The sequence below is a fragment of the Brevundimonas sp. genome (assembly GCF_036405315.1).
Lineage (GTDB): Bacteria > Pseudomonadota > Alphaproteobacteria > Caulobacterales > Caulobacteraceae > Brevundimonas.
This window is the reverse complement of record NZ_DASWXW010000143.1, coordinates 1-14,128: the sequence shown is the minus strand read 5'-3', so window position 1 is coordinate 14,128 and position 14,128 is coordinate 1. Positions and strand designations below refer to the sequence as shown.

The 14,128-nt window shown below is 69.7% G+C and carries 10 protein-coding genes and 1 pseudogene; 7 read left to right on the top strand and 4 right to left on the bottom strand.

Annotated elements, in window-relative coordinates:
- Both VGE49_RS08760 and VGE49_RS08755 read right to left on the bottom strand, forming a co-directional pair.
- Positions 1-1,181, bottom strand: a 1,181-nt coding sequence (locus tag VGE49_RS08760; protein ID WP_331034176.1) for a HAMP domain-containing protein, incomplete at its 3' end; no start/stop codon positions are given.
- Between the two features lie 34 nt (positions 1,182-1,215).
- Positions 1,216-1,941, bottom strand: a complete 726-nt coding sequence (locus VGE49_RS08755; protein WP_331034175.1) for a TorF family putative porin — start codon at positions 1,939-1,941, stop codon at positions 1,216-1,218.
- Between the two features lie 381 nt (positions 1,942-2,322).
- On the opposite strand from VGE49_RS08755, the gene VGE49_RS08750 reads away from it, so the two are divergent.
- From VGE49_RS08750 to VGE49_RS08740, 3 genes and pseudogenes are all read left to right on the top strand, one after another.
- Complete coding sequence (locus VGE49_RS08750) at positions 2,323-3,777, top strand: ATP-binding protein (protein WP_331034174.1); 1,455 nt, start codon at positions 2,323-2,325, stop codon at positions 3,775-3,777.
- On the top strand, positions 3,774-4,379 hold the full coding sequence (locus VGE49_RS08745; protein WP_331034173.1) for a response regulator transcription factor: 606 nt from the start codon (positions 3,774-3,776) through the stop codon (positions 4,377-4,379). The genes VGE49_RS08750 and VGE49_RS08745 overlap by 4 nt, the downstream gene beginning before the upstream one ends.
- Positions 4,380-4,551: 172 nt before the next feature.
- Positions 4,552-4,837: pseudogene (locus VGE49_RS08740) on the top strand (aldehyde dehydrogenase family protein); the annotation flags it as partial.
- A gap of 13 nt (positions 4,838-4,850) precedes the next feature.
- On the opposite strand, the gene VGE49_RS08735 reads toward VGE49_RS08740, so the two are convergent.
- Positions 4,851-5,003 carry a hypothetical protein gene (locus tag VGE49_RS08735; protein ID WP_331034172.1) on the bottom strand — a complete coding sequence of 51 codons (153 nt, stop codon included), beginning with the start codon at positions 5,001-5,003 and terminating at the stop codon, positions 4,851-4,853.
- A 172-nt stretch (positions 5,004-5,175) separates the two neighbouring features.
- Here VGE49_RS08735 and VGE49_RS08730 point away from each other — a divergent pair, with 172 nt between their 5' ends.
- From VGE49_RS08730 to VGE49_RS08715, 4 genes are all read left to right on the top strand, one after another.
- Positions 5,176-7,659 carry a heavy metal translocating P-type ATPase gene (locus VGE49_RS08730; RefSeq protein ID WP_331034171.1) on the top strand — a complete coding sequence of 828 codons (2,484 nt, stop codon included), beginning with the start codon at positions 5,176-5,178 and terminating at the stop codon, positions 7,657-7,659.
- Entirely contained in the window at positions 7,656-8,048 is a 393-nt protein-coding gene (gene cueR / locus VGE49_RS08725) for a Cu(I)-responsive transcriptional regulator (RefSeq protein ID WP_331034170.1), read from the top strand. Before VGE49_RS08730 ends, cueR begins: the two co-directional genes overlap by 4 nt.
- Positions 8,049-8,179: 131 nt before the next feature.
- Positions 8,180-9,853, top strand: coding sequence for an MFS transporter (locus tag VGE49_RS08720; protein ID WP_331034169.1), 1,674 nt, complete (start codon positions 8,180-8,182; stop codon positions 9,851-9,853).
- Positions 9,854-10,055: 202 nt separating this feature from the next.
- Positions 10,056-13,430, top strand: a complete 3,375-nt coding sequence (locus VGE49_RS08715) for a hybrid sensor histidine kinase/response regulator (protein WP_331034168.1) — start codon at positions 10,056-10,058, stop codon at positions 13,428-13,430.
- A 46-nt stretch (positions 13,431-13,476) separates the two neighbouring features.
- Here the strand turns inward: VGE49_RS08715 and VGE49_RS08710 are convergent, their stop codons facing one another.
- The gene (locus VGE49_RS08710; RefSeq protein ID WP_331034167.1) at positions 13,477-14,091 is read right to left on the bottom strand and encodes a response regulator transcription factor; all 615 of its coding nucleotides are present in this window, start codon (positions 14,089-14,091) and stop codon (positions 13,477-13,479) included.
- Positions 14,092-14,128: the final 37 nt, after the last annotated feature.

Below are 14,128 nucleotides of genomic sequence, written 5' to 3'. Positions count from 1 at the left end.
GTCTTGTTCACCGTGGCGGTGATCTCGTCCAGGGCGGCGGCGGTTTCCTCCAGGCTGGCGGCCTGCTGCTCGGTGCGGCGCGACAGGTCGTCCGAGGCCTGGCTGATCTCGCCCGAACCCGAACGGATGGCGGCGACGTTGGTCACGACCACGGCCACGGCCTGCTCCAACTGGGCGATGGCCGCGTTGAAATCGGTCTTGAGCTGCTGGGCCTTGGGCGCGAAGGCGACGTCGATCCGGTGCGTCAGATCGCCTTGCGCCATGGCGTTCAGACCCTTGGCCAGGGAGCTGATGGCGACATGGTCCTCCGCGGCGTCCTTGGCCCGCTCGGCCTCGACACGGGCGCGCTCGTCCTCGACCGCCTGGCGCTGGGCGGCGGCCTCGGCTTCCAGACGGGCGTTGGCGATGGCGGCGTCCTTGAAGGCGGTGACGGCGGAGGCCATCTGGCCGACCTCGTCCTTGCGGCCCATGGCCGGCACGATGATCGAGGTGTCGCCGCCCGCCAGACGGCGCATGGCCGAGGTCATCGACAGCAGGGGCTTGCCGAGCAGGTTGGTCAGCAGGAAGGCCATGCCCGCCGCGATGATCAGGGCCAGGACGACCCCGCCGATCAGCACCATCCGCACCGACTTGGCGACGGAGTCCTGGATCTCGCCAAAGACGCGGCTCTGCTGCGCCTTCTCCTCGACCAGGGCCTCCAGCGCGTCCTCGGCGGGGCTGATGTACTTGTCCGCGACGCCTTCGCGCCCGACCATGGCCACAGCCTGGGCGTAGGTGCCGGGATCGACGGCCAGGACGCGGCCGGCCTCGACCACGTTCTTGGCCCAGTCGTCGGCGGCGGCGCGAGCGGCGCGGACTTCATCTTCGCTGTTGGGATCGAGTTGAGTGATCCGATCAAGGCTCTTGCCGAAATTCTCGCGGTGAGCGCTCAGGCGCTCCAGATAATAGGCGTCCTTCGACAGCAGGAAGCCGCGATAGCTGCTTTCCTGACGCGCCAGATAGAATTTCGCCGCCTCGGCCTCGCGCTGCGTCGCCGAGGCGCGGACGCGGTCCATGCGCGCGCCCTCGAGCGCGTTGACCTGCATGAACACCGTCACGCCCATGACGGCGATCGCGGCGATGACGACGGCGAAGGCCGCCACCAACTTCTTTTCGATCTTCAGATCGCTCAACATGTTCATTGTCTTCTCCCCCCCAGGTTTCTGTGCGGCCGGCTCAGAGCGCGAACGTCAGGGCGCCCACCAGGCGGCCGTCATAGTTCTCGCCCAGGGCGTGGCTGTCGGTGTCGTACCAGCGCACGTCCAGCGCCAGCTTGTCGGTCAGCTTGTGCTTCACGCCGACGTTCCAGGCGGCGTATTCGGCGCCGCCGTCGGCGGTGCGGTCGGCGATGGCGGCCGAGGCCTTGGTCTTGGGTCCGACCGAAACCGTGCCCTGCAGCTCGACCCACCAGGCTTCCTTGGTCGCGGCGAAGCCGTCCGGCGTATAGTTGACGCGCAGGCGGGTGTTCACCGGGCCGATCTTGCGCGAGGCGTCGGCCTGATATTCCCAGTAGTTGGCGTCGACGCCGGCGCGGGTGCCCGGCAGGTCGCGGTTCACCACCGAGAAATCGAAGCTGTAACCGGCGGCCTTGGGCCGCCAGCCGACGGCGCTGACGATCTCGGCGTCCGAGCCTTGCGACAGCTTGGCGGTGGAGGCGAAGACGTTGGCGTAGAAGTCGCCGCTCGAAACCTCGATCGAGCCGTTGACGCTGGGGTCGCCGGCGCTCTTGCCCAGGCCCTTGCCGACATATTCGCTGGCGACGCCGATCTGGGCGTCGATGGCGTGAGCCTGCACGGCCCCGGCCGCCAGAACAGTGGAAAGGCCCGCGACGACGGGGCCGACGATGGCGGGGATGAAACGCGCGCCGTTCTGGCGCCCATTGCCGTTCATTTTGAAAAGCATTTTTACCTCAGTGATCCTGAGGCCTTCATGGGGCGAACAAACGTAGATTTCTGTAAATCGGAACCTACGTAAAAACCCGCATAGTCCGTAGGATCGCCGGCCGGGCCGGCCGGGTTCGAATCCGTTGATCCCCGGCCCGCCCCCTCACAACAACCTTGAGAATTAAGATACAGGAAACCATAGTAATCGCCATTTTTCTGCCGCTACTGGCGCCGTTCGCGCGGCGTCTGAGCAGCGCCTCGTCAAGGTTAATGGACGAATTGCATTACCCTCGACCAATGTATAGAAGGCCCGCCGTGGCTCGATTCTGTAGAACCCTGCTCCGCAGTCTTCAGCGTCAGAGGTTCCAGTAATCCGCGAGGAAGACCCATTCATCCTGTGATGAAAAACACGCTGGCGGCAGCCGCGACAGCCTCACGCGGGCGCTGGGGCGGAGCAATTCTGGCGATCGTGGCGGTGGGCGTCGCCCTGGCTGCACGGTTCCTGCTCGAAGACCTGGGCCGCTTCTACTACTTGCCGATGCTGCCGGCCGTGATCGCCACGGCCTTGCTGGCCCGGCGTTCGGCGGTGGCGCTGGCCATCGCCCTGTCCATCGCCCTGAACCTGGTTCTGGTGACGCGCGAGAGCGCCACGGACGCCGCGACGAACGCCGTCATGTTCGCCCTGGTGGCCTGGGGCGTGGCCGAACTGTGCATGGGGCTGCGCAAGCTCCGGGATCGGACCGACCTGCTGACCCACAAGCTGGCCGCCCAGGACGCCCTGCTGAGCACCGTCCTGACCACCGTGCCCGTCGTGACGCTGGAGATCGACGGCGCCGTCCGACGCATGAATCCCGCCGCCGCCCAGCTGTTCGGCGTCGATGAGACCACCGTGCGCGGTCGCCCCTTCAACAGCCTGGTGCCCGCCTTCGACACCGCCGCCGTCTACCATCCCGGCCTGGCCTGCGGCGCGCTGGAATCGGCCGACGGACACTGGAGCGGGACGCGGGTCGACGGCGCCACCTTCCCCCTGAACATCCAGTGCGGGCGCGTGCCCGGTCCTTACGGCGAGGACCTGATCGCCCTGTGCCTGACCGACCTCAGCCGCTGGCACGCCGCCGACGCCCAGGCGCGCGAGCTGCACACGCAGCTGAACAAGGTCTGGCGGCTGAACTCGCTGGGCGAAATGGCCGCCACCCTGGCCCACGAACTGAACCAGCCGCTCAGCGCCGCCGCCACCTATCTGCACGCCAGCCAGATGGACATGGAACGGGCCGGACCGCTGGGCGACAGCGCCCGACGCACCACCGAGCTGGCCAAGGCCCAGTTGCTGCGCGCCGGCAAGATCATCCGCCGGATGCGCGAACTGCTGTCGCTTGAGGTCCGCAGCCTGGATCGGGAACGCGCCTCCTCCATGATCGAGGACCTCGGCCCGATCCTGACCATGATCGGCGCCGCCAAGGGCGTCACGGTCCGCATGAATCTGCAAGGCGAGGCCGACCACGTCCGCGCCGAGCGGATCCAGTTCCAGCAGGCGATCGTCAACCTGGTCCGCAACGCCGTCGAGGCCGTCGGCGACCGACCCGAACCCGACGTCGTCATCATCGGCCGCCCGCTGTCTGAAACCCAGTATGCGATCAGCGTCGAGGACAACGGCCCGGGCATCGCCGCCGATCAGGTGGAGCGCATGTTCCAGCCGATGACCACCACCAAGTCCGGCGGCATGGGGCTGGGCCTGTCCGTCACCCGCACCATCGTCGAAAGTCATGGGGGGCGGCTGGTCGTCGCAAGAAGCGCATTGGGGGGCGCCGCTTTCTCGTTTAACCTGATCCGCGAAGCGGTCGGCGAGCACACATGAGCCTCCATTCCGTATTCATCATCGACGACGACGCGGCGGTCCGCGATTCCTTGCTGACGCTGCTGCGCAGCGAGGGCATTCGCGCGCGCGGCTTCGCCAGCGGGATCGACTTCTTCGCCGCCATGCCCGACGACGCCACGGCCTGCGTCATCACCGACATGCGGATGCCTGACATGGGCGGGGCCGAGGTCGTGCGCCGCCTGGGCGAACTGCGCGGAAACGCCTGGCCCGTCATCGTCATCACCGGCCACGCCGACGTGCCCATGGTGGTGCAGATGATGAAGGCCGGCATCGTCGACTTCATCGAAAAGCCCTTTGACCCGTCGCGTCTGATCGAGACGGTGCGCGGCTGCCTGGCCCGGCTGAACGATCTGAATCAGGCACAGGGCGCCCGCGCCGCCATCCAGGTGCGGCTGGCCCGCCTGACCCCGCGCGAACGTCAGGTGTTCGACGCCCTGATCCAGGGGGCCTCCAACAAGGAAATCGCCCTGGCCCTGGACATCAGCCCCCGCACCGTCGAGGTCTTCCGCGCCAAGGTCATGACCAAGATGGAGGCCGACAGCCTGTCGGCCCTGGTCCGCATCGGGCTGACGTTGGGCTGATCATTCACGGTTGCAGCCGGACGCTTCGGGGCGTTATCGCCGCGACCTGAACGGATCGGGGCCGACGACGGCGCGACCTTCGAGGTGACGGACCCGGCGACCGGCGAGCGCCTGCCGCGCCGTCGCCGCCGCCGCCGCCGAGGCCGCGATGAAGCCCTGGGCCGCGAAGACGGCGGGTCCCGTCGCGCCCGTCGTCCGCTTCGACGGAGGATGAGGCGTTGAGGCAGGCCAATGCGATCGGGTTTGGTCTGGCCGGATACTTCTGCGCGCGCGACATGGGCCGGGTCTGACGCGTGGCCGAGGCGATGGAGACCGGCATGGTCGGCGTCAACACCGGCCTGATCTCCACCGAGGTCGCGTCCTTCGGCGGGATCAAGCAATCCGGCCTGGGTCGCGAAGGCTCAGGCCACGGCATCGAGGGCTACCTCGAACGGAAATACGTCTGCATGGGCCTGTAAGGCCCGAAAGCCGTCAGTCCTCGGCCGGCTCGGCGTCGTCCTCGGTCAGACCGGCGGCCTTGGCGGCCTTCTTGGCGGCCTTGGCCGCAGCCTTGGCTTCGGCCTTCTTGGCGTCGGCGCGTTCGCGCTCTTGCCGCTCGAAACTGTAGTTGGGCTTACGGGCCATTGATGTCCTCTCGCGCCAGGCCGCCGGATGGCGACGTCAGGTCTCCATTTGGTCCCTGTCGCCCGTTGCGACAACAGCGAAACGGCGCGCCCGCGAAAATCAGGCCCTTGACCTTGCCATCATGGGAACCTTCATGAGGATGGCGAACACGGTGAGCTGAGGAGCTTCGGCCATGACCATATCGCCTGCCCGCGTCATTGAAATCCCCGTGCGCGGCATGACCTGCGCCAGCTGCGTCGGCCGCGTCGAACGCGCCTTGAAAGCCGCGCCGGGGATCGCCGACGCCTCGGTCAACCTGGCCTCGGGCCGCGCCCAGGTGACGCTGACGGACGAGGGAACCGCGACCGCCGCGGCCGAGGCCATCCGCGCCTCGGGCTATGCGCCCGGCCAGCACGACATCGAACTGAAGATCACGGGCATGACCTGCGCCAGCTGCGTCGGCCGGGTCGAGCGCGCCTTGAAGGCCGCGCCCGGCGTGCTGGACGCCTCGGTTAATCTGGCGACCGAGCGGGCCGCGATCCGCGCCATCGACGGCGCGACCGATCAGGCCGCCCTGATCGCCGCGATCAAGACCGCCGGCTACGCCGCCGAGCCGGTCGGCGCCCCCGACGCCGACGCCCAGGACCGCGAGCAGGCCGCCCGCGACGCCGAACAGCGCGGCCTCGGCCGGGCCGTCGCGGTCGCCGCCGTCGCCACCTTGCCCCTGTTCCTGATCGAGATGGCCTCGCACTTCATCTCCGGAGCCCACCACTGGCTGAACAGCACGATCGGCCAGACGCCGTGGCGGATCATCAGCTTCGTCCTGGCCGGCCTGGTCCTGTTCGGGCCGGGTCTGCGCTTCTTCCGCGCCGGCGTGCCCAATCTGATCCGGCTGACCCCGGACATGAACTCCCTGGTGGTGCTGGGCGCCACGGCGGCCTGGGCCTTCTCGAGCGTGGCGACCTTCGCGCCCGGCGTCCTGCCCGCCGGGACGGCCAACGTCTATTTCGAGGCGGCGGCGGTGATCGTCACCCTGATCCTGATCGGCCGCTGGTTCGAGGCCAAGGCCAAGGGCCGCACCAGCCAGGCCATCCGCCGCCTGATGGCCCTGCAGGCCAAGACCGCCCGCGTCGAGCGCGACGGCGTCGAGGTCGAACTGCCCATCGCCGAGGTCCGCCCCGGCGACGTCGTCTCGGTGCGTCCGGGCGAGCGCGTCCCGGTCGACGGCATGGTGGTCGACGGCGCCTCCTTCATCGACGAATCCCTGCTGACCGGCGAGCCGATCCCGGTCGAGAAGACCGTGGGCGCCGAGGTGGTCGGCGGCTCGATCAACACCACCGGGGCCTTCCGCTTCCGCGCCGAAAAGGTCGGGGCCGACACGGTCCTGGCCCAGATCGTGCGCATGGTCGAGGCGGCGCAAGGCGCCAAGCTGCCCATCCAGGCGCGGGTCGATCAGATCACCGGCTGGTTCGTGCCCGCCGTCATCGCCGCCGCCGTCCTGACCTTCGGGGTCTGGCTGATCTTCGGGCCGCAGCCGGCCCTGGGCATGGCCCTGGTCAATGCGGTGGCCGTGCTGATCATCGCCTGCCCCTGCGCCATGGGCCTGGCGACGCCGACCTCGATCATGGTCGGGACCGGACGCGCCGCCGAACTGGGCGTCCTGTTCCGCAAGGGCGAGGCCCTGCAGGCGCTGAAGGGGGTCGAGGTCATCGCCTTCGACAAAACCGGCACCCTGACCCTGGGCCGCCCCGAACTGACCGATCTGCAGACCGCCGAGGGCTTTGACGAGGCCGAGGTCCTGGCCCTGGTCGCCGCCGTCGAGACCCGGTCGGAACACCCCATCGCCCAGGCCCTGATCAAGGCGGCCGAGGCGCGCGGCCTGGGCGTCGTCGCCCCCGACCGCTTCGGCTCGGCCCCCGGCATGGGCGCCGAGGGCGTGGTCGGCGGCCGCACGGTCCAGGTCGGGGCCGACCGCTACATGCGCGACCTCGGCCTCGATCCGGCCCTGTTCGCCGAGACCGCCGCGCGGCTGGGCGACGAGGGCAAGACCCCGCTCTACGCCGCCGTCGACGGGCGGCTGGCGGCGGTCGTCGCCGTGGCCGACCCGATCAAGCCGACCAGCGCCGCCGCCATCCGGGCCCTGCACGCCCTGGGTCTGAAGACGGCCATGATCAGCGGCGACAACCGCCGCACCGTCGAGGCGGTCGCCCGCCGCCTGGGCATCGACGAGGTCCGCGCCGAGGTCCTGCCCGACGGGAAAGTCGCGGTGATCGAAAGCCTGCGCGCCGACGGCCGCCGCGTCGCCTTCGTCGGCGACGGGGTCACCGACGCCCCGGCCCTGGCGGCGGCGGACGTGGGTCTGGCCGTCGGCCACGGCGCCGACGTGGCCATCGAGAGCGCCGACGTGGTGCTGACCGGCGGCGACCTGCGCGGCGTGGTCAACGCCGTCGGCCTGTCGCGCGCGACCATGCGCAACATCACCGAGAACCTGATCTGGGCCTTCGGCTACAATGTCGTGCTGATCCCGGTGGCGGCGGGGGTGCTGTTCCCGGCCTTCGGCCTGCTGCTGTCGCCCATGCTGGCGGCGGGGGCCATGGCCCTGTCCAGCGTCAGCGTCCTGACCAACGCCTTGCGCCTGCGCAGCTTCAAGCCCCTGATCGCCGGAGCCAAGTCATGAACATCGGTCAAGCCTCCGCCGCCACCGGCGTCTCGGCCAAGATGATCCGCTATTATGAGTCCGTCGGCCTGATCCGGCCGGCGGCCCGGACCGACAGCAACTACCGCGACTTCTCGGACCGCGACGTCAATGACCTGCGCTTCATCCGCCGGGCGCGGGGGCTGGGCTTCTCGGTCGAGGAGATCACCCGCCTCCTGTCCCTGTGGCGCGACGGCGAGCGCCCCAGCCGCGAGGTCAAATCCATGGCCGAGGCCCACGTCGCCGCCCTGGACGCCCGCATCGCCGAGATGCAGGCCATGGCCGACACCCTGCGCGACCTGGCCCGCTGCTGCGCCGGCGACGAGCGGCCTGACTGCCCCATCCTGGCGGACCTCGCCGCCCGACCTTAGGCGTTGCGGCGTTCGACCAAAGTCGCTCTCTCCAAAGTCCGCCACCTGCTGTCACTCTCCCTTCCGACGATCCGGCAACAGGATCGCGAGGAAACGGCCGCGCCACGCGGCTCTAAAGGAAGGGACTGCCCATGACCGACCGCACCATGGATGCGGCGGAGGGCGCGGAGCACACGGTCGACAAGAACGACCGGCTCGTGATCCTTGCGTCGTCCGTCGGCACCGTCATCGAATGGTACGACTTCTATCTCTACGGCTCGCTGGCCGCGATCATCACCACCCAGTTCTTCTCGGGCGTGAACGAGACGACCGGCTATATCTTCGCCCTGATGGCCTTCGCCGCCGGTTTCGCGGTGCGGCCCTTCGGCGCCATCGTCTTCGGACGGCTGGGCGACCTGTGGGGACGCAAGAACACCTTCCTCGTCACCATGCTGCTGATGGGCCTTTCGACCTTCGTGGTCGGCCTGCTGCCGCCCTACGCCGCCATCGGCATCGCCGCCCCGATCATCCTCGTCCTCATGCGACTGATCCAGGGTCTGGCGCTCGGCGGTGAATACGGCGGGGCCGCCACCTACGTCGCCGAGCACGCCCCGCACGGCAAGCGCGGCTTCTACACCTCCTTCATCCAGATCACGGCCACCGCCGGTCTGGTGCTCAGCCTGGCCGTCATCCTGGGGGTCCGTTACGCCGTGGGCGAGGAAGCCTTCCTCGACTGGGGCTGGCGCATTCCCTTCCTGGTCTCGATCCTGCTGCTCGGCGTCTCCCTGTGGATCCGCCTGAAGCTGGCCGAGAGCCCCTCGTTCAAGCGCATGAAGGCCGAAGGCAAGGGCTCGACCACGCCCCTGAAGGACAGCTTCATGAAGTGGCCCAACCTGAAGCTGGTGCTGATCGCCCTCGTCGGTCTGACCGCCGGCCAGGCCGTCATCTGGTACACGGGCCAGTTCTACGCCCTCTTCTTCCTGGAGCGGGTGCTGCGGGTCGAGGCCTCGCTGGTCTACGTCATGCTGGCTGTCGCCCTGCTGCTGGCCTCGCCCTTCTTCATCTTCTGGGGCTGGCTGTCGGACAAGGTGGGCCGCAAGCCGATCATCCTGGCCGGCTGCCTGCTGGCCGCCGCCACCTACTTCCCGCTGTTCAACGCCCTGACCGAAGCGGCCAACCCGCGCCTGGCGGCGGCGGCGGCCTCGGCGCCGGTCACGGTCTACGCCGACCCGGCGGACTGCCACCTGCAGTTCGACCCCGTGGGCAAGACGGTGTTCAACCACTCCTGCGACGTGGCCAAGTCCTATCTGGCCAAGGCCGGCGTGACCTACACCAATGTCGCGGCGCCCGCCGGGACCGTGGCCGAGGTCCGCATCGGCGATCAGGCGGTGATCCCCAGCTTCCGCGGCGACGCCATGACCACCGCTGACTTCGCGGCGCAGAAGAAGACCTGGGAAGCGGGTCTGGGCGAGGCCCTGACCACCGCCGGCTATCCCGCCAAGGCCGACAGCGCCCTGGTCAACAAGCCGCTGGTGGTGGGGATCCTCTTCATCCTCGGCTTCTACGTGACCATGGTCTACGGGCCGATCGCGGCGGCCCTGGTCGAGATGTTCCCGACCAAGATCCGCTACACCTCGATGTCCCTGCCCTATCACATCGGCAACGGCTGGTTCGGCGGCTTCCTGCCGACCACGGCATTCGCCATGGTCGCCGCCACCGGCAATATCTACTACGGCCTGTGGTATCCGATCGTGGTGGCGCTGGCGACCGTCGTACTGGGTTTCTTGCTGGTCAAAGAAGGCAAGGACGTCGATCTGAACGCGTAAGGCATAGTAGGCCAGTTCAGGGGGGCGGTCCGGTTTCGACCGGGCCGCCCCATTTTCATTCGCCCTCATCCCGGCCAGAACGCCGTCGACAAGGTTTCTTGCGGTCCCGGATAGCGGCTGCGCCGCTTCCGGGATGACGCAGGTGAGACGCCGCGTCATTTCCTTCTTGTCCCACAGCCCCGCTCCGTCCCAGATGCCGGTCATGTTCAGCCTCGCGACCCTGGCCCTCGTGGCCGCCTATATGGCGACCCTGTTCGCGGTCGCCTGGTGGTACGAGCGCCCGTCGATCAAGACGCGCGGCGGGGCGCTGGGGCCGTCGCTCTACGCCCTATCGCTGGCCATCTACTGCACCTCCTGGACCTATTACGGGGCCGTGGGGACGGCGGCGCGGTCGGCCTGGGAATACCTGCCCATCTACATCGGCCCGGCGCTCGGGGTGACGGTGCTGTTCCCGCTGTGGAAACGGATCGCGGCGGCGGCCCGGCGCGAGAACGTCGGCTCGATGGCCGACTTCATCTCCTCGCGCTACGGCAAGAGCCCGGCGCTCGGCGCGGCGGTGGCGGCGGTCGCCATCCTGGGCTCCCTGCCCTACATCGCCCTGCAGCTGAAATCCCTGTCGATGGCGGGCGAGATGCTGACGGCGGGCACGCCCGTGGCCGGGTCCGAGAGCCTGACGGTCCTGGTCATGGCGGGAGTTCTGGCCGGGTTCGCCATCCTGTTCGGGGCCCGGCGTCCCGACCTGACCGAGCACAACCGCGGCCTGATCCAGGCCATCGGCATCGAGTCCATCGTCAAGCTGGCGGCCCTGCTGGCCGTGGCGATCTTCGCCCTGGTGCTGCTGCGTCACGCCCCGGCCTCGGCCGACGTGAAGGCCAGCCTCGGCGATCTGGCGCGCTGGCCTGATCTGGACGGGCGCTTCTGGGCCATCGTCCTGGTGGCCACGCTCGCCATCTTCTGCCTGCCGCGTCAGTTCCACGTCGCCTTCGTCGAGGGCGGTGATCCGGCCCAGGTGCGCCGCGCGCGCTGGATCTTCCCCGTCTATCTGCTGCTCACCAGTCTGGCGGTCCTGCCTCTGGTGGCGGCGGGCGGCCTGTTCGCGCCCCACGTCAATCCCGACCTGCTGGTGCTGGCCCTGCCGCTGAACGGCGGCCAGTCGGCCCTGACGGCCATCGTCTTCGTCGGCGGCTTCTCGGCGGCGACGGCCATGGTCATCGTCGAGGCCGTGGCCCTGTCGGCCATGGTGTCCAACAATCTGGTCTTGCCGCTGCTGGCCGCCGAGCGGCGCCGTCGCGGCGAGCGCGCGGGCGACATGGCGCGGGCCATCCTGAACATCCGCCGCCTGGCCATCGTGGCCCTGCTGCTGATGGCCTGGGTCTATTATCAGGCCATGGACCAGTCCAGCGGACTGGCGGCCATGGGGCTGGTGTCCTTCGCCGCCCTGGCCCAGCTGGCCCCGGCCCTGTTCGGGGCCGTGCTGTGGCGCGGCGGGCGTTCGCGCGGCGCCCTGGCGGGGTTGGCGGTCGGGATGACGGTCTGGCTGGTCATGCTGGCTGCGCCGCAACTGGCGCCCGGTTTCGGCCTGAACATCCCCGCCATGCTGGGGCTGGCGGACCCGTTCGCGGCAGGGGTCTTCCTCAGCCTGACGCTGAACCTCGGCGTCTTCATCGCCGTGTCGAAGCTGAGCCGTCCGCGCCTGATTGATCAGGTCCAGGCCCGCGCCTTCGTCGACCGTCTGGGGCCGGACTGGATGGAGGGGCGCGGCGGCTCGGCCGGGGCCTCGGTCGGCGACCTCAAGGCTCTGGTCGCCCGCTTCATCGGCGACGAGCGGGCCGAACGCGCCTTCGCCGCCTGGGCGCGCGAAACCGAGATCAAGCTGCGTGACGCCGACCCCGCCGACGCCGGGCTGGCCCGCGCCGCCGAACGAATGCTGGCGGGCGCGGTCGGCGCCGCCTCGGCCCGCCGCGTCATCGCCGCCGCCCTGGCCGCCGGGGGCCGGGCCCCCGAGGACGTGGTGCGGATGCTCGACGAGGCCTCGCAGGCGGTCCAGTTCAACCGCGACCTGCTGCAGACCACGCTGGACAACATCGACCAAGGCGTCAGCGTGGTGGACGAGGACCTGCGCCTGACCGCCTGGAACCGGCGCTATGTCGAGATGTTCGACCTGCCGTCCGGCTTCATCCACGTCGGCCTGCCCATCGCCGCCGTCTATCGCCTGAACGCCGAGCGCGGCGAGACCGACCCCGGCGACATCGAGGCCTGGATCGAACGGCGGCTGGAGGCCCTGTCGCGCCGCATCCCGCATGACCACGAGCGCGAGCAGCCCGACGGCAGAATTCTTCGCTCCTCCGGCGCCCCCATCCCCGGCGGCGGCTACGCCACCAGCTATACCGACATCACCGCCCTGCGCCGCGCCGCCCGTGATCTGGAAGAGGCCAACGAGCGGCTGGAGGCCCGCGTCGCCGACCGCACCGAACGGCTCGAAGAAGCCCGGCGTCTGGCCGAAGACGCCACGGCGTCGAAGACCCGCTTCCTCGCCGCCGCCAGCCACGACCTGCTCCAGCCCCTGCACGCCGCGCGCCTGTTCATCGCCGCGCTGAAAGAGGAACAGGCCTTGGCGCCAGGGTCCGCCGCGCGCGGACTGGCGACCAACGCCGACCGTTCCATCGACAGCGCCCACCGCCTGCTGACGGCCCTGCTGAACCTGTCCAAGCTGGAGGCGGGCGGGGTTCAGCCTGCGGTCGCCCCCCTGTCGCTGGACGCCCTTTTCGCCGAGCTGCGCCGCGAGTTCGCGCCCATGGCCCGGGCCAAGGGCCTGCGGCTGACGGTGGCGCCGTCCGGCCTGTGGGTCGCCTCGGACCACGACCTGTTGCGCTCCATGCTGCAGAACCTGGTCGCCAACGCCATCCGCTACACCGACCGGGGCCGGGTCCTGGTCGGAGCGCGGCGCGACGGCGCGACGGTGCGGATGCTGGTCTGCGACACCGGGCGCGGCATCCCCGACGCGGATCGTGAAAGCGTCTTCGGCGAATTCGTGCGCCTGCCCGGCGCGCCGGTGGACGAGCCGGGCGCCGGTCTGGGTCTGGCCATCGTGCAGAAACTGTCGGACCTGTTGAACCACCCGCTGTCGATGGCCTCGCGCGTCGGGCGCGGGACCACCTTCCGCGTCAGCGCGCCGCGCGCCGCCGCCCAAGTCGCGCCCCCTGTTCCGGCCGAGGGCGACGCCCGTCTGCCGCTGGCGGGGCTGCGGGTGCTGTGCGTGGACAACGAGCCGGCCATCCTCGACGCCCTGACGGCCCTGCTGAGCCGCTGGGGCGCGCAGACCACGACCGCGCGGTCGGTGGCCGAGGGCGTGGCGGCCGAGGGGCCGTTCGACGCGGCCCTGGTCGACCTGCATCTGGGCGACGGCGCTGACGGGCTGAGCGTGGTCGACGCCCTGCGCGCACGCGGCGTGCGCCGCATCGGGCTTGTGACCGCCGACACCCGCGAGGGGCTGAAGGAGACAGCCACGGCGGCGGGCGCGACCCTGCTGCCCAAGCCGGTCAAGCCGGCGGCCCTGAAGGCGTTCCTGTCGCGCTAGACTGAAATTCTCCCTCCCCATGAAGGGGAGGGAGAGGCGCGGCGCTTTACAGGTCGATCGACTGGGCCAGGATCACCGCCTGGGTGCGGTTGTGGACGCCCAGCTTGCGGAAGACGCTGGTCAGGTGGGCCTTGATGGTGGCCTCGGTGACGCCGAGGTCGAAGGCGATCTGCTTGTTCAGGCGCCCGGCCTTGAGGCCTTCGAGGATGCGCAGTTGCGAGGGCGTCAGGCTGGCGATGCGGGCTTCCAGATCGCCTTCCTCGGCGCCGGCCTCGCCCACGTCGGGAGACCAGCTGTCGCCGGACAGGATGGCGGTGATGGCTTCGACCATGACCGGCAGGGCGGCGGATTTCGGGATGAAGCCGGCGGCGCCGAGGGCCAGGGCGCGGCGCACGGTCGGCGGCTCCTCGCTGGCCGAGACCACGGCGACGGGCACGGCAGGGTGGTCGGCGCGGATGCGGCTGAGGCCCGTCATGCCCTCGCTGTCGGACAGCTTGAGGTCCAGCAGCAGCAGGTCGGTCGCCCCGTCAGCCAGCGCCGCCTGAACCTCGGCCAGACTGGCGCATTCCGCAATCACGGCGCCGGGCGCGGCCTTTTCGACGGCCGATCTCAACGCCGCCCGAAACAGAGGGTGGTCGTCGGCGACGACGATGCGATCCATGAAAATCCTTCCCGCGCGCGGTTCTTTTTCGGGTCGA

Bases quoted from the DNA above. Each gene is read 5' to 3' on its own strand.
- VGE49_RS08755 (WP_331034175.1), bottom strand. From the start codon at position 1,941: ATGCTTTTCAAAATGAACGGCAATGGGCGCCAGAACGGCGCGCGTTTC.
- VGE49_RS08750 (WP_331034174.1), top strand. From the start codon at position 2,323: ATGAAAAACACGCTGGCGGCAGCCGCGACAGCCTCACGCGGGCGCTGG.
- VGE49_RS08745 (WP_331034173.1), top strand. From the start codon at position 3,774: ATGAGCCTCCATTCCGTATTCATCATCGACGACGACGCGGCGGTCCGC.
- VGE49_RS08735 (WP_331034172.1), bottom strand. From the start codon at position 5,003: ATGGCCCGTAAGCCCAACTACAGTTTCGAGCGGCAAGAGCGCGAACGC.
- VGE49_RS08730 (WP_331034171.1), top strand. From the start codon at position 5,176: ATGACCATATCGCCTGCCCGCGTCATTGAAATCCCCGTGCGCGGCATG.
- cueR (WP_331034170.1), top strand. From the start codon at position 7,656: ATGAACATCGGTCAAGCCTCCGCCGCCACCGGCGTCTCGGCCAAGATG.
- VGE49_RS08720 (WP_331034169.1), top strand. From the start codon at position 8,180: ATGACCGACCGCACCATGGATGCGGCGGAGGGCGCGGAGCACACGGTC.
- VGE49_RS08715 (WP_331034168.1), top strand. From the start codon at position 10,056: ATGTTCAGCCTCGCGACCCTGGCCCTCGTGGCCGCCTATATGGCGACC.
- VGE49_RS08710 (WP_331034167.1), bottom strand. From the start codon at position 14,091: ATGGATCGCATCGTCGTCGCCGACGACCACCCTCTGTTTCGGGCGGCG.